The organism is Saccharothrix sp. HUAS TT1 (genome assembly GCF_040744945.1).
Taxonomy (GTDB): domain Bacteria; phylum Actinomycetota; class Actinomycetes; order Mycobacteriales; family Pseudonocardiaceae; genus Actinosynnema.
Map to the genome: position 1 here is coordinate 59,806 of NZ_CP160454.1, position 17,024 is coordinate 76,829.

Here is a 17,024-nt window from a genome sequence, read left to right on the forward strand (position 1 = left end):
GCCACGGTGGTCACCGGTCGGTCTGCGCTCCCGGCACGGCGACCCACCCGCCCGGCAACTGCGCGAGGACGTCCGCGACCGTGGCCCACCCGCGCTGCCCGCCCACGACGACGGGCGACGCACGCCCGGCGCGGACCGTGGCATGGCGCACGACGGCGGCCACCCGCCCGTCCGGGTCCTCGAACTCCAGGGTGGTGTCGTCCCCCACCACGCCGTCGACCCCCCAGCGGACGAAGGCCGCGACGTCGTCGAACACCCTGATGGTGGTGACGTCCCGGTCGTGCCGGATGCCCAGCGGTGTCAGCAGCCGGTGCAGGTGTCGGGCGCTCCAGGCGTCGAGCAGGTCGCCTTGGCCCTCGGGCACCGGGCGGCGCATGACGGGCGTCGTCCAGCGCGTGCCGGCCGGAGTCCACCCGAGCCCGTCGGACAACCGGGACACCGTCCACCCGAAGAGGACCAGGAACTCCTCCACCACCCTGGGACACAACTGCCCGCCCATGAACGTCGGACGCGTGTCGAGCCTGCCGAGCTCCACCTCGCCGTCGGGACCGCGCACCACGACCAGGCCGCTCGCGTGGTCGTAGAACGCGGTCGCCGCCTCGACCGACGCCGCGTCGACCCGCGCCCGCGTCGCGGCCGTCGGACCGGAGCCCCGCAGCGGCCTCGGGTGTCGCATCGGTTCCTCCCAGGGGTATGACGTGGGCTCCGCCGGCGACTCGATCCGGTCACAGGCGCGTGGGCGACGCTATACCCCAGGCCCGTCCCCAATCGCCTGCACGTGCGCGTCCTCCTGCGCGTCCTGCGCTGGGCTCCCCGTGGCCGATCCCGCAGCGGTGGGACCGGCGGGGGTGCGGTGCGGCACCGGCCGGGCCGCGCGCCACCGGCAGGTGTCCCCGACGCCGGGTTTCATGACGGCGGGGAAACTTTCGCCGTCCCCGCAGGCCGCCGCCGGTTTCCTCAGTTTCCTCGGCGGCGAAACCCAGGAAACCCCTGGTCAGAGCCCTGACGGGTGCGCTTTGGTGATCGGGAACCACCCCCGATCCGGAAGGCCCGACCATGACCGGCACCACCGTGACGATCGCCCCCGGCCTGCGCCTGCCCCGGCGGATGTTCGACCTCGCCGCGCAGGGCGTCGTCGACCACGCCCCCGAACTCGGCCCGCTGCGCGAGGAGGACTTCTTCTCGTCGCGGTGGACGCTGATCCCCGACGAGTCGACCGGCGAGGCGTACAAGGCCGAGCTGGTGCTGCTGCGCACCCCGACCCGCACGATCAAGCTGAACCGGTGGTTCGCGCCCGACCTGCGCGACCCGGCCGGGCCCCGCCCGCATAACCACCCTTGGGACTTCCACTCCACGATCCTCGACGGCCTGCTGGTGGAGGATCGGTGGGCCGTCCGCGACGGCCAGGTGCTGCCCGACGCCGGTGTCGAACACGCCGCCGGGCAGGTCAACCGGATCGGCCGCGAGGAGTTCCACGAGGTCCGCGAGGTCGACCCCGACCGCACCCTGACCCTGATGATCTGCGGGCCCGGCATGGCCGGCTGGGGCTACCTCGACCCCGCCAGCGGCGCCGTCGCCAAGGCCGTGCTGCCCGCCGGGTTCGACACCCGGCTGCGCGAGCTCAATCCGCACCAGCGCTGACGCGCGTCGAGGCGACCACCAGCATCCGAGCACGCCCGCCGTACTCCGATCGGGTGGTAAAAGCCCAGTTAGAAAACAAACGAGCGCTGCGCACGATAGTTTTACGGGGCACCACCCCCAACCCGTTGAGCAGAGGACCCTCATGGCGGACTACAGCAACATCGGCAACCCCGACGCCAGCCCCACCATCGGCACGGTCGCCGAGCAGGACGACATCGCCCCGCAGGGCACGGTCATCACCGCCGCCCACGTCAAGGCCTACCGCCGGCGCGTGAACGCCGCGGCGAAGGCCGCCGGCACCCCGCCGCCCACCTGGGACTGACCCGCCCGCGCCGGTGACCGGCGCACGCGACGACGGCTGTGGCCCGACCCGACTACCCGGGGTCGGGCCACAGCCGTCTCCACCGGCTCCGGCGCCCACCAGGAGGCAGGTAACAGCGGCTCGCCGCGTACCGTCGCACCCGTGCGCGACACCGGAGCCACAGCCCGGACCTCCACCCCACCTCGGCCACGACGTCCACAGGGAGACACGACATGAGCACCCCTGCCGACCACGCGGAGGAGCCCGTCGAGGTCGCACAGGACGACGCCGAACGCAAGCTCGCCGAACACGGCCTGATCAGCGCCGCCGGCATAGCCGTCCACTTCGGCCTCTCCGGCGACTCCAGCGCCCGCAGGCTCATGGCCGAACACGGCGTGACCCAGGTGCACGGCTACCCGAAGGACGAGGCGCTGGGCGTCCCGCGCCCCGGCCGCCAACCCGGCCCCGGCCGCGGACACCGCGCACCGCGGCAGAAGCCCCCGGCCGACAGCTGACCGGCGACCGACCTCAGAACGGCACATCGACGTCGACCAGCTCCACCCAGCCCGCCGGGACGTCCGCCTGCGCCGCCTCGGTCCGCACGTCGTGCACGCGCACCACGCCCGGCGCCGGACACACCGGATTCACCTGCACCGGCTCACCGGCCGGGACCGTCCAGGCGTCGCACCGGCCGCCGTCCGGCCACACCGCGACCAGCATCACCGGGCACGCCAGCACCGCCACGGGGAACATGCGCGCGAGTATCGCACCGTCGCACCGTCCACCGACATGCCGTTTCCGCCAGAGCCGCTTCCCCCGAGCGTGACAGGGCCTCCGCCATCGGCACGTGGGCCGTCGGGAGGCAACAGCCACCCCTCGGCGTGATAACCGGGTTATCACCACGAAGCCCCGGCCGCGATCATCGCGGCCGGGGCTTCCCGTTCGGTGGCGGCGCCGCCCGTCAGGACAGCTGTTGCATGGCCTGGACAAGCTCCGTGAACTCGACGTCGTCGAGGTGTGAGCGCAACGCCTCGGCCAACGCGACGGTGTCGCGCTCCTCGATCCGGATGACGATCGCCGGCTTGGGCGCACGAGCACGCTCCGGCTTCGCGGGCTCCTGCTCGCGAGGCGGCTCGTCCTCCCCGACGCCGCTCACCTCGTCGGTACGCTCCGCGTCACCCAGGTCGGTTGCGGCCCCGGACCCGGCAGGTGGCGCGAGCGGGTCGGCCGTCGCGCCGGCACCGGCGGGCACATCGGGCCGGAGGGGTGCAGTCGCGGCGACCGGCGTCGCGCCGATAACCGGGTTATCAGCCTTCCACGCCCCTCCCGACCAGAAGTCGGAACGCTTCTCCTCCGGCAGCGCGGCGGCGCGCAGCCACACCTCCTCCTGCTCCTCACGAGGCAGGCGGGCGAGAAACCGGCCCTGCTTGGCCGAGAGGCGTTCGCCCTTGATCTCGGCCTGGAGCTCCGGGATGAGCTGGAGCAACTTGAGCAGGTGATTGACCCACGGCTGGGACTTGCCGACCGCCTCGGCCACCTTCCGCTCGTTGCCCAGCTCCTTGACCTTCTCGGCCAGCCAGTAGGCCAGGCGCAGAGAATCGAGGTCCTTGCGGTGGACGTTCTCGTGGATGGGGATGTCTTCCAGCATCTCCGAGGTGATGCGGTCCCGGACGATGCACTCCATCTCCGGCGTCCCGTTGAGCTTGTTGGCGGCGCGGCGCCGGTTGCCCGCCATCACCACCCACAGCTTGCTGATCCTCTCGTCCGGCCACCGCTCCAGGAACACCTCGCGCGGAACGACCACGGCCGGCTGCTGCTGCGTGATGAGCGCGATGGACTTGGCCAGCTCGACCGTCCTGGGGTCGTCCTCGATGTCCTCGTCACGGGCGTTGCGCGGGTTGTAGGCGATGTCGCCGAGCGGGATCATCATCAACCGCGCACCGGGCACCGTGCTCGACACGGCCGCGTCCGGCGTCAGCCTTGCCGGGTCCACGCCGGCGTCGTTCGCCCGCCGCAGGTCCTTCTTCTCCTTGGCCTTGTCGAGTAGCCCAGCCATCAGGCCGCCTTCCCCACGAAGTTCAGCACGCCGGTGTAGGCGTTGACGAGTTCCTGAGCGTCCTTCCCCTGGGCCGCGGTGATCGGCACCCGGGCCAGGCGAGCCTCCTCGCGGATCACCCGCTTCGGCACGACGACGGGCAGGACCCGATCCTTGAAGTCCTCGCGGAACTTGTCCTCGATGAGCTGGGCGACCCTGGTCTTCCGGTCGACGATGTTGCGCACCATGCCGACATCGATCAGCTTCCGCGGGTTCGCCTGGTCCATGAACCGGCGGGTCCGCAGCGCATCGGCGATGCCCACGTAGCCGTCCTCGGTCAGGGTGCCGGGGTAGAGCACGTGCGTCGCGGCCAGAAGACCGGATGCCACCAGCTTGCCGCCTGGCCGCGGTGGGAAGTCGATGACCACGAGGTCGAACTCCTCGGCCACACCCTCCAGGGAGACCCGCAGGCGGTGTTCCAGGTTCGGGGTGTTGTCGTGCTCGCGGTTGCCGAGCGCCCGGTCGGCGGCGAGGACCTTGACGTTCGGCCCCCACTCCTCACCGGCGTCGCGGAGCGCCTGCGCGGCCAGCCCGCTCAGCTCCGGCAGCTCGTCGGGGTCGGCCGCGGTGTCCACGTAGAGCAGGTCGTTGACGGAGAACTCGCCCTCCGTGGCGTCGAGCTGCTCGGTGAGCGAGGCCCGCGGGTCCAGGTCGACCGCCAGGACGCGCTTGCCGTTCGCGGCCATGACGGCGACGAGACCGGCTGACAGCGCACTCTTGCCCACCCCGCCCTTCTCGCTGTCGACCGCCAGGATCACAGGCCCGGACGGGTTCCAGACGAGCTTCATCTCCCGGTGGAGCTGCTTGTCGAGGAGATCCCAGGCGCTCTCGTAGATCGTTGTCGTCACGGTGAACCCTTCGGGCCAGTGTGGAGGTGCGGGGTGGGCTGGATCAGGGATGCCAGCGCGCTCAGGCCGATGCCAGATGGGTGCGGCCGGGCAGGTGGCGCCCAGATTAGCGGCACGCGGGTCGGCGGCGGAGCCCCCGGCCGGTCATCAATCCGATAACCCGGTTATCAAGCCGCTCACCGCAGACACACAGCCGGTCTCGTGTCGATGCAGGTCGCAGTCACGTCGCCCGGCGGACCCCGCCCGCGCGCCCTCCCGGTCCCTTACCGTGATCGTCACTACCGGGCGCTACCGGCGCGCGTCCGGGCCCGGTGGTTTCCCGCCACGGCAGTGTGCACACCGGCCCGCCCGTCAGCGGCACGTGGCGCGGAACACGACCCTGGAATACATGAACCCACGAATTCGCCTCGCCGCGATCCTGACCGCCCTGCTCGCCGCCCTGGCCGTGCTCGCCACACCGGCGTCCGCGCGCCCGGCCGACACCTCCGCGGCGCCCGAGGCGCGCGATGGCTACACGTTCCCCGTCTACGTCACCAACACCGACACGATCACCCTGCGCAACGTCTACATCCAGTTCAAACACCGCGACCACACCTGCTCCGACAAGAAGGACCTGGACGCCGGTGAGCGCAAGTACTACTTCACCTGCAAAACCTGGAGCGACGTCTGGTACCACGACTACTGGTTCGGCTCGTTCGACGCCCTCGGCCGCCACTACCAGACCAAGACCAACTTCTACTGCGACCTCGGCAAGAACGACGCCGGCAAGCCCGTGGAGGTCACCATCAACCGGCAGAAGATGACCGTCACTCCCGGCTCCACCGGCGCGTGCACCGTGAGCGTCGACCCGGTCTGATCCGGCTGCACACCCGGACCCGCAATGGACGCGAGGCCCCCGCCACGGGTAGGTGTGGCGGGGGCCTCGCGCGTACCGGCCCGTAAGCGGGGCCGGTGAGTGTGGGTCAGCCGGCGAAGAAGTCGCCGGTGACGACGATGTGCTTGGGGCCGCCGCTGCCGCGCCGGACCTTGTGCATGTCGGTGCGGGTGTCGAAGTCGCCGTCGATCACCAGCATGTCGTCGTCCGCCGTGGCCGGGCCGGTGCCGATCGGGGGCGCGGCGACGGGCGTCGTGTCGATGTCACCGGCGGGGGTGGGTTCGGTGTGGGACATCGTGTCCTCTGCTTCCTCGTGAACGGGTTGGGGAATCGGCGCCGCACCCGGTCGGTGCGGCGGGGTCGGTGGGGCCGGGCGACGTTGCGGCCCGGCCGGGGGAGGGTCAGGCGTCGAGGCCGACCAGCGCCGCGGGCAGGGCGCCGGTGACGATCTCGGAGAGCTGGCGGAGCAGCGAGCTGAGCTCCAGGTGGCGCACGCGGTCCACCGGGTCGAGCGCGGCGGTGCCCGACCACTGGGACCAGCCGGCGGGGTGCTCGCCGGGGCGGGCGGTGCGGTCCAGGTCGACCCGCACCCGGGTCAGACCGTCGGCCATGATCAGCCGCAGCTCGGCGGCCTCCACGTACGCGGCCGTGCCCAGTTCGGCCACCGCGTCCGCCGTGTCGGTGGTGAGCGTGGCCAACTGCGCGTCGGTGCACTCGGCGGCGAGCTGCCGGTGGATGTCGCGGCGCAGGCCGTCGGCGTGCTCGGCGATGCCGGCCAGCCACGCGACCCGGTCGAAGTCGGGCTCCGGGTGCGGGTCGAGGACCTTCGCCAGACCCTCCAGCACCTGGTGCGCCGTCCACGCCACCGAGGCCAGCGGCTCGGTCACCGGGCCGATCATGGTCGGCAGCAGCACCTGCGAGAGCCTGTCGGCCAGCACCGCGACGTGCCGGTGCTCCAGCAGCTCGGGAGACGGGGTGTCCGAGGGCAGGCCGCGCGGGGTGACGTCGCGGCGCAGCAGGTCCTCGAACACCGTCTGCTGGTCGACGCCGGCTGCGCGGGCGAGTTCAACCAGGCGGTGCTCGCCCGCCTCCCACGCCAGCACCACCAGCGACGCCCGGTTGCTCGGGTCGCCGCCGGCCTGCACCGCCCAGGTGCGCAGCGCCAGCAGCGTGGACAGCCTGCGCGTCTCGGGATCATGTCGGAGAGGGTCGGTGTGCTCGTCGTCCACGTGTTCCGCCTTGTCGTCGGGGGAGTCGCACCTTGCGTGGTGTCAACGTATCGGTTGACACAACTTTGTGTCAACCGATACGTTGACACCATGACCGAGCCCGACCGCATCCCGATCGCCGCCGACCACCTGCTGCCCGCCGAGCAGGAGGCCCGCCGCCGCAAGCTGATGCGCTTCGTCACCGTCGACCTGCCCGACACCGACGACTTCCGCGAACTCGCCGCCGCCCACGAACGCGCCGCCGCCGTCGCCCACGACAGCCGCACGCTCATCGCCGCCGCCGCGCAGGCCGCCCGCGACGCCCACCGCGACGGCACCGGCGACCGGGCCGTCACCGCCGAGGAGGCCGTCGCCGCCCTGGAGCTGCTGCCCGCGGTCGAGGAGGAGCTGCGCCGCGACGAGGTCGCGCTGATCGAAGCGGCCCGGGACGCCGGGCACACCTGGTCCACCCTCGGCGACGCCCTCGGCGGACGCTCGCGGCAGGCCATGCAGCAGCACTACCGCCGCATCGGCGGCGCCCGCCGCTGGCCCGAGCACCGCGAGGTCGACCCGCCGCCCGGCTCCCGCAGCGCCCACGACGACGACCGCGGCTGGCTGCCCGCCCCCGGCGCGTGGAAGCCCGACTACGCGATCGACGCCGCGCTTACCGAGGGCATCAGCACAGCGCTCAACGGCTACGCCGTAGCCCGCGACGACGGCGACTACCCGGCCCTGCGCTGGACGTTCGTCTACGGCCGCGACCCCGAGGACGCCCCCTCGGCGTTCTACCTCGAAGGGTGGCTCGCCGCCGACGACGCGCCGGAGCTGGACCCCGGCGAGCAGTTCGACGAGCTGGAGGACTGGATCCGCCTGCTCGGCCTGACCGAGCGACCCGCCCAGTTCGTGCACGGCGGCGGACGCGAGTGGTGGGGCTACGTGCACGCCACCCCGGCCGTGCTGCGCACCATCGACGGCTGACCGACGTCCCGGCCGGGCACGGCGAACCACCGCCCACCCGGCCAGGACACGTCCGCACCTGCGGAAACGCCCACTGCGGTACCGTTCGTCCACCGGCCGGGCACGACCCGACCCGCACAGCGCCGGGCGCCCACGCGCACGGCGAGGATCATCCCCGCGACCACGGGCCCGCCCCGCGGTCGCCAGCACCGCCTGGTCGCAGGCCGGTGAGGATCGCAACGCCTCCACGGGCACCGTCGGCACGCCCGCGCCCCTTCGCGCGGCGCCCGCCACCACGCCCACGCCACCGTCCCGTCCGTGACCGGCCGGGCACGAACCCGAGCAGGAGCGACCCGATGCCGCGACCCGCCACCGACCACCCCACCGTCGAGACCGTCCCCGACCGACACGTCGAAGTCGGTGCACCCGTCCGCCTGGAGTGGCTGGCCGAACGCGCCGACCCCCCTTGGCTGGCCCACGACCACCCCGGCCTCACCACCGAGCACACCACCGGCTACCACGGCGAACCGCAGACCAGGCACACCTCCGTCGTCGTCCCCCTGCGCGTGCGGACCTCCCGGCCGGGCGGCTGGTCCGAGCCCGGCGCCGACGACGAGTTCGACTTGGACTGCACGGTCGCCGTGGTACGGCCCGCCACCCCACAGGAGGCCGCGCCGCTGCTGGCCGAGGAGGAACGCGACGCCACCACCCACCGCCTCCTCGACCGCCTCGACGCCCTCACCCGCGGGCTGGACCAGGCGGACGGCGAGGTGCCCGACCCGGACCTGTCGCACGTGGACATGTCCGACGAACACGAGATCCGTGCCGGGGTGCGCGCCGAGTACGCCGACGCCCGGGTGGCCGACGCGCGCCGGCACCGGCACCTGCGCACCCTCGACGGCCACCTCCTCGCCCGCCCCGGCAACAACGACCACGGCCGCGCCCTGCTCCACCCCGACCCCGACCCCGACCGGGGCGTGGTGTGGCTGGACCGCGGCCACCACTGGGCGCTGCGCTGCTACCGACTGCACGGCGAACTCGCCGACATCGTGGACGAGCTGACGCCGCTGCTGCCGTTCGACGCGATCGGCGACCGCCGCAGCCTCACCCGCGACCAGGTCGCCGAGCTGTTCGGCGCCGACGGCCGCGACCTCGACGACGTCCTCGCCGCCTACCACCTCGACCCGCTCACCCCCGGACCCGGCCGACCCCGGTACGAGGGCCAGGACGACGGGCAGATCCGCTACCCGCGCGCCAGGACCCTCAACGCCCACCGGCACCTGGAGCACAACCCCGGCCATGTGCGGGAGCAGCTGCGACGCGAGCGGGAACGACACGAACAGCCACAACCGCGCACCCGGCGCGCACGATGCGACGAACGCGACCTGCGCGACGAACTGCGCCACGTCGACGTCCGTGACTGGTGACCAAGCCACCCGATCGGCCCCGATGAATTCGCACAGCAGACCGCATCGATTCCCGACTGCGATAGTGGCCGCATTTCTGCGGCTCCGATTTCCGTGAATATCCGAAAACGACGGTGGACGGATCAATCCGTGGTTCCCGGCTAGGATCCACCCGTCCGACGACCGCTCATGGGCTCGGTGACCAGCAGTTCCCTGTCATCCGGGCCGGTGCGGCGCAAGAGCACATCCCGACCCTCAGCCCTCCGGGCAACGACCGAAGGAGAACGAGACGTGAGCACTGCGGACACCGAACTCGAAATCCGTGACGACGAGCAGCCCGACGAGGTGACCGCCGACGCGCTGCGCCACTTCGCCCGGCGCACCAGGCGCGTCTGCCACGAACTCCGGATCAGCACCGACGCGGACTTCGACGCGAACCCCGAGCACTTCACCGACACGCTGCCCCGGGTGCTGGAGGCGGAGTCGCAGATCCTGGTGATCGACGGCGCGCAGGCGTACCTGGACTACCTGCACGGCGTGACCCCCGAGCACCCCGAGGGCCTGCCCAACAGCCTGTGCGGGTGCCGTACGGGCGCGGCGGAGCTTCCGACGCTGTTCCCCTCCACGCCGGCCGCGCCGCCCGCCGTCTACCCGATCTGACGAAGTCGTTTCGTCATGTCCTGACCTGCGGTGATCCGAGCGGGCGCGGTGACCTTCCCGGTCGCCACGCCCGCTCTCCCCGTTCCACGGGAAGGCGCGGGTCGCGACCCCGGCGGGTGACGCCTCACCGGACCCGCCTGTCGCCCGGTCGCCCCTCCTGCTACCATGACGAAGTAAATTCGTCATGGTTGGAGCTGCGGTTTCCTGCCGAATCGGACGGGAGAGCACGATGGCGCCGAACAAGGGCACGGCCACACGCAGAGTCGCCGACGCCCTCTCCGCGCACTTCGGGCACCGCTTCACCGCCGACTACTCCAGCGGCCCGCGCAACACCACCGTGTGGCGCGTGGAGTGGACCAACGGCCCCACCGAGAACGAGGTGACCGCCGTACTGCCGACGGTCGCCTCCGGCATCTACGGCTACCGCGCCGACGAGCTGCGGCTGCGTCGCAACGCCGACGAACGCAACCTCGTCGCCGCCTGGGTGCTCCACCACGACCCGGCCGACCCCGAGACCCGGTACCAGGCCGCGAGCGGCGCCCGCTGGCAGGCCGAGCAGTACTTCGCCGTCACGTCCTTCCCCCGCGACCTGCCCGAGGGGCACGAGGCGTGGACCCTCGCCGACGAGGCGCTGGCCGCCGGCGGCTCGCAGTGGCACGACGCCGACAAGGCCGTCGCCTACCTCGCCGCCACCGGCGTGCAGGCCCTGCGCATCCGCCGCTGGCTGGCAGCCGTCGACCTGCTCGACCGCCTCCGTCCCGAGGACACCCCGCCGCCCCGGCCGCCGCTCGACGTCCACGTGGTGCCCGCGTCCGTCCTCGACGAGCTCGGCTCCGCGCTCGCCGCCGTCGCCCACCACCTCGGCGGCGGCGGGACTCTCGCCCACGACCCGCGCGTCCGCGTCCTCACCCTCGAAGCCGTGCGCGACATCGTCGCCGGCCTGCTCGACGAACGGCAGCTGCACCACGCCATGCAGGCCGTCGCCGACGGCACCGCCCTGGGCAGGCTGAGCCTCCTGCTCGGCCTCAGCCGCACCACCCTGGGCAAACGGTGGCCCGGAAGCCGCGCCGACGCCGTCCTGCGCCCCAACGCCTGGCTCGCCGCGAACCTCGACCCGTGGCGCACCGCGTGCGTCGATGCCGCCGCCGCGGTGCACCGCCTCGACGACGGGCCCCTGTTCGACCAGGACGTGCGGTCGCTGGCCTGGTCGCTGGGGCGCACCGCCGACCTCGCCGGCGGCTGGCGCGACCTGGCCGGCACCCCCGAGCAGGCGCGGTCCCTGATCGCCGCCCTCGCCCGCTACCGCGACAAGCTCGCCCGCAACCCGTGGGCCCTCGCCCCGCCGTCACCCCTGGACCCGGAGATCGCCGCCCCGCTGGAACGCCTCGCCGCGCTCCTCGCCGACTACGACATCGCCGAACCCCCGCGACGGCGCGGCGGCAACAACCGCCCGCCCACCCCGACCGCCTGACCCGGCAGCACCCCGGCGGCCCGCCCGCCACCCCTCCCGTGCGAACGGGGGCGCAGCAGTCCCATCCACTTCGCGCACGAGGAGAAACAGCATGGCCAAGCTCAAGCCCCAGGACCTCGTCGCCGGCCCCGGCGAGATGATCGTGACCCGCGGCTCCGGCAACGGCGGCACCCGCTACGTCGTCGGCGAGGTCACCCGCGTCTGGTGGTGGAAGTCCCAGCACCCCGACTTCACCACGCCCCGCCAGTACACCCCGATCGACCAGAAGAAGCAGATGGGCTACGTCGTGCCGATCGAGGTCGCGCAGGAGTACTGGTCGGAGGACGGCCTGTCCTTCGGCGTCGGCGACGACCGCGGCACCGTCTACGCCGCCCGCGTCCGCCCCGCCACCGAGGAGGAGGTCACCGCCGTCCTCGGCCCGGTCGACCCCGAAGCCGACGCGGCGGCCGAAGCCCGGCGCGAGGAGAAGCGCCGCGAGCAGCAGCGGCGCATCCTCGACAACGAGATCCACCGGCTGATCGCCCAGGTGGAGATGGGCCGGCCGGTGGACAGCGAACCGGCCGACGCCCCGCACCCCGACGCCGTCGAGGTCGAGTTCGGCGGTCCCGTGCACAAGGGCGGGCTCCGGCTCTGGGTGTACGAGCCGCAGGAGGGCGAGCAGGGCGCCCTGTGGTCGGTGAAGACGTTCCGGCCCGACGAGTTCTTCCGCCACCCGCTGACCCCGGCCCGGAAGAAGCTCGTCGACGAACTCACCGCCGCCTACGCCGACACGGGCCGCTGAGCGACGTCTCCGCCATACTGGTGGCGTTCCGGCCGACCCCGCCGGGACGCCACCGGGAGGACACCATGCGCAGCCCCCTGCGGCGGATACGCGACGGCGAAGCGCTGCTCGCCGAACACGGCCTGCACCACGTCATCCCCGACTTCCGCCGCGCCGCCCGGGCCCGGCTGGTCATCCGCTGGCTCGCGGCCGTGTCCCTGCCCGTCACCATCGTGCTGCTCGTCATCGAGCACTTTCCCCGATAACCGAGTGTTGCCGGTACCACACCCGATGGAACCGAAAAAGCACGCCAATAATGGAATTCGCGTGCGCGGTCTATTAGGATAAATGGTACGGAAATAGCGGTGCGGTTATCCAGGGAGGTCCGGAATGGCTATCACGAACCAACCGGTCACGGACACCACGTGCAAGGACATGATCCCCACCGGCGTGTACGGCTTCGAGGGCTTCGAGGTCAAGGAATACGTCCGGTGGGCCGGATGGGGTCCGGGCGAGGAGGAGGCCGTGATCGTCCACCAGGTGTTCAAGACCCCCAATGTCGGGGCGCACCTGGCCGGGTGGGTGATGTGCCACCCGGACCGGATCGTCGTCTCCACCTGCGAATGCGAGCGCGGTTTCCCGCTCACCAAGACCGTGGACAGCGTCCGGGAGGGCCTGGAGGCTCTGCGGGCGGTCACCTTCTGAGCATCGGGCACCCCCGGTTCCGCGCACCCGCAGGCGGTGTGCGGGACCGGTCGTCGAACGGAGGAACCGTGCCCCTCACCGGCGCCCTCGCCACCGGCGTCCTGCTCGGCCTGCTCGTGCTCACCGCCACCGCGTTCATCGGCACCAGCCGCCGGTGGCACGACCGCCGCCACGCCACCACCCGCCGTGTCCTGTCCTGCGACCACTGCCAACGCGAACAGGACGCCGAACACGGCCGCACCGGTTCATGATTCACGATTCGCGAATCACGAACCGGCAGGTTCACGCGTCCGCCGACGCCACCGCGACCTCGATGTCCGGCCAGTCGTCGACCAGGATCATCAGCCGCGGCGGCACCCCCACCGGCACGTCCCCGAGCACGCCGGCCGACACCTCCGCCGCCACCGGTTCCGGCGCGGCGGCCGGAAGCGGCCACTCGTGCGTGCCGTCGCAGCGCCGCTGGTACGGGTCGTGCCGCTTGTGGTGCCGCAGCCGCCCGTCCATGCGCAGCTGGTACTCGCGCTCGCACACCGGGCACACCCCGCGCGGCTTACGCGGTCGGTTCGGGTCGGCCTCCCGGCGCGGTGTCCGACGGATGTGCGGATGGCGCACCACCGGCATCGGTGCGGGTAGCGGTGGTACGGACGGTTGCGGCGTGCGGTGCTTCGCTTCCGACGGCACGGGCGCCGGGGTGGTGTCCGCCACCACGGCGCGGTCGGTGACGGGCGGCGCGCCGTGGTGGAAGTCCAGCAGCGCGTGCACCCGCAACCGGACATCGTTCGGAAGCCGGCTCAACGCGGTGCGCGCGGAGTTGACCTCCATGCCGAAGATGCGGGCGATGTCCGCCACCCGGTACGTGTAGGCGGTCGCCAACAAGACGACCAGGGCGTTGCGCACCTCCGCGTCCGTCGTGACCCTCACCAGCAGATCCGGCGGACCGGATCGCGCTGTCCGCGCGCCCCGGACGAGACTGGGGGCCAGCGCATCGAGCAGGGCGGCGGGGTCGCGGTTCATCACTGCCTCCCGGACGGTGTGGCGACAGAGTCTTCGGAACACATTCGGTGCCCACGCGATCCCGGTCGGGTGATCATCTCCCGGTGGGTGGGGGCGCGTCGGGCGAAACGGTCGGCGCTCTCCGCGGCGTGCACCGCGTCGCGGATCGCCGTCCACACCAGACCGCGCGCCGGAACAGCCGGCGTGGCCGGTTCGCCGCGCACACCCTGCACGACCCGGACCGTGTCGCCGACCGGCGGCCGGTTGCGGTGCACGAGGATCACCGTCGGCGTGCCGTGGCCGGGGATGTAGGCGCCGGAGCAGTCGATGATCCAGCGGGCGTCGAACCTGGGCAGCCAGTCCTGTACGTACTTGCGGCCGAACTCCCGCTTCATGAAGCTGTTCGCGGTGAGCTGGGCGCACCAGCCGCCGTCGACGAGCAGCCGCATCATCAACGAGTGGAACGGCAGCGCCAGGCTGTACTTCCCGGAGCACACCTCGGGGTAACGGGCTCGGATCGCCGCGTTCGCCGCCGGATCCTTCGGGGTGATGTAGGGCGGGTTCGCCAGCACCACCTCGTACCGGGCGGGCGCGAGCAGCGGATGCTCGTCGAGCAGGCTGTCCGCCGCGTGCACGTGCAGCGGAAGGTCTCGCAGCACACCGAGGTCGTGCCGGTGCCGCAGCCGGGCCCACGCCAACGCCACCATCCGGTAGCGGGCCACCAGCACCGCGTACGGGTCGAGGTCGACGCCGTGCACCCGGTCGGCGGCGGCGAACAGGTTCTCCGCTCCACCCGGCCCACTGCCCACGATCCGGGTCCAGGACTCCAGCAGCAGGTGCCCGGTGCCGCACGACGGGTCGATGATCCTGGGCGCCGCCCAGTCCTCCACCGCCCGGTCGTAGGAGACGCGCAGCAGCAGGTCGGCGACCCACCACGGGGTTTGACACAAAGCCCGGTTCTTGCGGGACTCCACCGAAAGCGCCTGGTAGAGGTCGCCCAGCGGGTAGGACCACCACAGCACCGCCGTGTCGTCGGGCACCGCCCGGCGCCGCTCCCACAGGCCGCGCACCTCCGGCCGGCTCGTGTCGACGTCGGCCAGGCCGTCCAGGGCCGGGTGCAGGCGGGCGACGTCGGCCAGGGACGAACCCAGTCCGATCCGGCGGGCGTGCTGTTCCAGGGCGGCGGCGTGCACCGTGACCGCCGCCGCCTGCCGGCCGACGTCATCGGCGAGCCCGTCGCCGACCCGGCCCGCGTCGGCGAGCAGGTCGCGCGGCAGGAACGGCTGGCGGTCCGCGACCGGCGGCTCCGCCGGCTCGACCCGCACCGCCGCGTCCGCGTTCACACCGACTTCCGTCCCGTCGTGGCGGTTTCCCCTCCGGCGGGCCGGACGCCGCCCGCGAGGACCAGTTCGGTGTTGACGACCGGAGCGCGGGAGATCCACACCAGTGAGCAGTGCACCGAAGCCCTGTCGGTGGGCCACTCCAGGTTCTTGATCGCGCGCCAGATCGTGCCGCCCTCCGCGACCACCTGGTCCAAGCCGACTTCGCGGGTCGCGCCCTGGGCGATCGTGTTGGTGAACACCATCCCGAGCTGCCCGCCCCGGTGCAGCAGGTCGTGGGCGCGCAGCAGGAAGTACGCGCTCAGGTCCGCGCTGCCCCGACGACCGCGGCCCACCTCGCGCACCAGCCGCTCCCGGTAGTCCCGGCCCAGCACGCCGGTGATGCGCCCGCCGCCCAGCCACGGAGGGTTGCCCACCACCGCGTCCAGTCCCGGCCACGGCTCCAGGTGCGGCCACAGCAGCACCGGGTCGGTAAGCAGCGCGTCACCCGGCACGACCCGGGTGGCCACCTCGGCGTCGACCCGGGCGTGCGGCGCCAGCAGCGCCAGGCACAACCGGGTCGACGCCACCGCCAACGGGTCGAGATCCACCCCGTACAGGCAGGACCGCACCACCCGTTCGGCGACCGCCCGCCGCGACACCGCCTCGTCCAACCCCGCCTGCACCAGGGCCGCCGTCACCGTGTCCACCAGGTCACGGGCGGCGGCCACCAGCAGCGCCCCCGAACCGCACGCGATGTCCGCGATCCGCAGTCCCAGCAGCTGCTCCAGCGGACGCAACCGCCACACCTCGGTGTCGGCGGTGTGCAGCGGCCCCACCGCGGCGACGGCGGCGCGCACGGTGTGGCGGGCGATCTCCGTCGCCAACCACGGCGGGGTGTACACCGCGCCCACCCGGTCCTGCGACGGCCACGCCAACATGCCGTCACCCGGGCAGTCGTCATGGCCGTCCGCGCACCAGTGCCGCCCCAGCCACGTCACCCCACCCCGACGACGGGCCAGGATCGACAGCCCGACCGCCAGGTCGAACAGGGCCGGCTCGTCGCCGTCGGGCGTGTGCAGCCGGTCCATCCGCGAGGACAGGCGCACGGCCGTCTCCTCCGCGACCTCCGCCAAGCCGTCCGGGTCGACCGCGCCGTCCCGGTCCGCCAGCGCCTGGTCCACCAACTCCGGCAGCACCACGGCCGGGTTCACCGCCCACCACCCGGTGCGGCTCGGGGCGTCGACGCGGCCCCGCCGGCGGAGACCGTTGCCGGTCGCGCCGCGCGGGCGGCGATGCTGTGGCGGTGGGCCGTGCCGGGATCGGCGACCACCCCGCCCGGATGCAGGGCCGCGCACCAGTGGATGCCGTACCGGATGACGCCGCCCGGTTCGTGCGCCAACAACGCCGTCCCGCGCGCCAGCGCGGTCGCCGCCGACGCCGTGCGCTGCCGGGCGCGTGCGTCGCGGCCGGGGAACTGGAGGGCGTCGCCGCAGGAGGCGATGGTGGCCGCGTCGCGGGCGGCGACCTCCCGACGCCGCGTGGCGTCCCACCCGCGCGTGTGGGCGATCATCAGCGGCACCGCGAACGACAGGAACTCCCGCAGGCCCTCGATCCACACCGCGGTCCGGTCCCGCCCGGCGTCGACCTCGGCAGGACCGGCCACCACGGGGTCGACCACGGCGGTGCCGCCCGCGCCCGGCATCATCGCCGGCCTCCCCGGGTTCCGGTCGCCGTCGGGGTCGTCGAGCGCGTGCTCCGGTCGTGGCGCATGGTGTCCTCCGCG

The 17,024-nt window shown here is 72.8% G+C and carries 22 protein-coding genes; 12 read left to right on the forward strand and 10 right to left on the reverse strand.

The genetic code is table 11. The features are described from left to right. Positions 1-10: 10 nt before the first annotated feature. Positions 11-676, reverse strand: a complete 666-nt coding sequence (locus AB0F89_RS37800) for a hypothetical protein (RefSeq protein WP_367139654.1) — start codon at positions 674-676, stop codon at positions 11-13. A gap of 380 nt (positions 677-1,056) precedes the next feature. On the opposite strand from AB0F89_RS37800, the gene AB0F89_RS37805 reads away from it, so the two are divergent. The 3 genes from AB0F89_RS37805 (at position 1,057) to AB0F89_RS37815 (ending at position 2,457) form a co-directional block, all read left to right on the forward strand. After that, a complete protein-coding gene (locus tag AB0F89_RS37805) occupies positions 1,057-1,641 on the forward strand; it encodes a hypothetical protein (RefSeq protein WP_367139656.1) in 585 nt (194 codons plus the stop codon). A 142-nt stretch (positions 1,642-1,783) separates the two neighbouring features. Further along, a complete protein-coding gene (locus tag AB0F89_RS37810) occupies positions 1,784-1,963 on the forward strand; it encodes a hypothetical protein (protein WP_367139658.1) in 180 nt (59 codons plus the stop codon). Positions 1,964-2,175: 212 nt separating this feature from the next. After that, positions 2,176-2,457 carry a hypothetical protein gene (locus AB0F89_RS37815; protein ID WP_367139660.1) on the forward strand — a complete coding sequence of 94 codons (282 nt, stop codon included), beginning with the start codon at positions 2,176-2,178 and terminating at the stop codon, positions 2,455-2,457. A gap of 13 nt (positions 2,458-2,470) precedes the next feature. Here the strand turns inward: AB0F89_RS37815 and AB0F89_RS37820 are convergent, their stop codons facing one another. From AB0F89_RS37820 to AB0F89_RS37830, 3 genes are all read right to left on the reverse strand, one after another. Next, positions 2,471-2,695 (reverse strand): hypothetical protein, encoded by a 225-nt coding sequence (locus tag AB0F89_RS37820; RefSeq protein ID WP_367139662.1) that lies wholly within the window; start codon positions 2,693-2,695, stop codon positions 2,471-2,473. Positions 2,696-2,903: 208 nt separating this feature from the next. Next, positions 2,904-3,998, reverse strand: a complete 1,095-nt coding sequence (locus AB0F89_RS37825) for a ParB/RepB/Spo0J family partition protein (protein WP_367139664.1) — start codon at positions 3,996-3,998, stop codon at positions 2,904-2,906. Continuing rightward, entirely contained in the window at positions 3,998-4,885 is an 888-nt protein-coding gene (locus AB0F89_RS37830; protein ID WP_367139666.1) for a ParA family protein, read from the reverse strand. The genes AB0F89_RS37825 and AB0F89_RS37830 overlap by 1 nt, the downstream gene beginning before the upstream one ends. A 388-nt stretch (positions 4,886-5,273) precedes the next feature. Here AB0F89_RS37830 and AB0F89_RS37835 point away from each other — a divergent pair, with 388 nt between their 5' ends. Further along, positions 5,274-5,741 carry a hypothetical protein gene (locus AB0F89_RS37835; RefSeq protein WP_367139668.1) on the forward strand — a complete coding sequence of 156 codons (468 nt, stop codon included), beginning with the start codon at positions 5,274-5,276 and terminating at the stop codon, positions 5,739-5,741. A gap of 106 nt (positions 5,742-5,847) precedes the next feature. On the opposite strand, the gene AB0F89_RS37840 is transcribed toward AB0F89_RS37835, so the two are convergent. Further along, the gene (locus tag AB0F89_RS37840; RefSeq protein ID WP_367139670.1) at positions 5,848-6,054 is read right to left on the reverse strand and encodes a hypothetical protein; all 207 of its coding nucleotides are present in this window, start codon (positions 6,052-6,054) and stop codon (positions 5,848-5,850) included. 106 nt (positions 6,055-6,160) lie between these two features. Then, a complete protein-coding gene (locus AB0F89_RS37845) occupies positions 6,161-6,988 on the reverse strand; it encodes a hypothetical protein (protein ID WP_367139672.1) in 828 nt (275 codons plus the stop codon). Positions 6,989-7,078: 90 nt separating this feature from the next. Here AB0F89_RS37845 and AB0F89_RS37850 point away from each other — a divergent pair, with 90 nt between their 5' ends. The 8 genes from AB0F89_RS37850 to AB0F89_RS37885 all read left to right on the forward strand — a co-directional run bounded on the left by AB0F89_RS37850 (position 7,079) and on the right by AB0F89_RS37885 (position 13,177). Beyond that, entirely contained in the window at positions 7,079-7,945 is an 867-nt protein-coding gene (locus tag AB0F89_RS37850) for a hypothetical protein (RefSeq protein WP_367139674.1), read from the forward strand. Between the two features lie 335 nt (positions 7,946-8,280). Next, positions 8,281-9,351 (forward strand): hypothetical protein, encoded by a 1,071-nt coding sequence (locus AB0F89_RS37855; RefSeq protein ID WP_367139676.1) that lies wholly within the window; start codon positions 8,281-8,283, stop codon positions 9,349-9,351. Between the two features lie 270 nt (positions 9,352-9,621). Then, complete coding sequence (locus tag AB0F89_RS37860) at positions 9,622-9,990, forward strand: hypothetical protein (RefSeq protein ID WP_367139678.1); 369 nt, start codon at positions 9,622-9,624, stop codon at positions 9,988-9,990. A 229-nt stretch (positions 9,991-10,219) separates the two neighbouring features. Further along, the gene (locus AB0F89_RS37865) at positions 10,220-11,461 is read left to right on the forward strand and encodes a hypothetical protein (RefSeq protein ID WP_367139680.1); all 1,242 of its coding nucleotides are present in this window, start codon (positions 10,220-10,222) and stop codon (positions 11,459-11,461) included. Between the two features lie 91 nt (positions 11,462-11,552). After that, positions 11,553-12,242 carry a hypothetical protein gene (locus AB0F89_RS37870; protein WP_367139682.1) on the forward strand — a complete coding sequence of 230 codons (690 nt, stop codon included), beginning with the start codon at positions 11,553-11,555 and terminating at the stop codon, positions 12,240-12,242. 65 nt (positions 12,243-12,307) lie between these two features. Beyond that, positions 12,308-12,487 carry a hypothetical protein gene (locus AB0F89_RS37875; RefSeq protein WP_367139684.1) on the forward strand — a complete coding sequence of 60 codons (180 nt, stop codon included), beginning with the start codon at positions 12,308-12,310 and terminating at the stop codon, positions 12,485-12,487. A gap of 124 nt (positions 12,488-12,611) precedes the next feature. Continuing rightward, positions 12,612-12,926 carry a hypothetical protein gene (locus AB0F89_RS37880; protein WP_367139686.1) on the forward strand — a complete coding sequence of 105 codons (315 nt, stop codon included), beginning with the start codon at positions 12,612-12,614 and terminating at the stop codon, positions 12,924-12,926. A 68-nt stretch (positions 12,927-12,994) separates the two neighbouring features. Continuing rightward, the gene (locus AB0F89_RS37885; RefSeq protein WP_367139688.1) at positions 12,995-13,177 is read left to right on the forward strand and encodes a hypothetical protein; all 183 of its coding nucleotides are present in this window, start codon (positions 12,995-12,997) and stop codon (positions 13,175-13,177) included. Positions 13,178-13,208: 31 nt separating this feature from the next. Here the strand turns inward: AB0F89_RS37885 and AB0F89_RS37890 are convergent, their stop codons facing one another. The 4 genes from AB0F89_RS37890 to AB0F89_RS37905 all read right to left on the reverse strand — a co-directional run bounded on the left by AB0F89_RS37890 (position 13,209) and on the right by AB0F89_RS37905 (position 16,946). Next, positions 13,209-13,847 (reverse strand): hypothetical protein, encoded by a 639-nt coding sequence (locus AB0F89_RS37890; protein WP_367139690.1) that lies wholly within the window; start codon positions 13,845-13,847, stop codon positions 13,209-13,211. A gap of 92 nt (positions 13,848-13,939) precedes the next feature. Further along, entirely contained in the window at positions 13,940-15,262 is a 1,323-nt protein-coding gene (locus AB0F89_RS37895; RefSeq protein ID WP_367139692.1) for a hypothetical protein, read from the reverse strand. Beyond that, complete coding sequence (locus tag AB0F89_RS37900; protein ID WP_367139694.1) at positions 15,259-16,452, reverse strand: DNA methyltransferase; 1,194 nt, start codon at positions 16,450-16,452, stop codon at positions 15,259-15,261. Before AB0F89_RS37900 ends, AB0F89_RS37895 begins: the two co-directional genes overlap by 4 nt. Beyond that, complete coding sequence (locus AB0F89_RS37905; RefSeq protein WP_367139696.1) at positions 16,449-16,946, reverse strand: hypothetical protein; 498 nt, start codon at positions 16,944-16,946, stop codon at positions 16,449-16,451. Before AB0F89_RS37905 ends, AB0F89_RS37900 begins: the two co-directional genes overlap by 4 nt. Positions 16,947-17,024 lie beyond the last annotated feature (78 nt).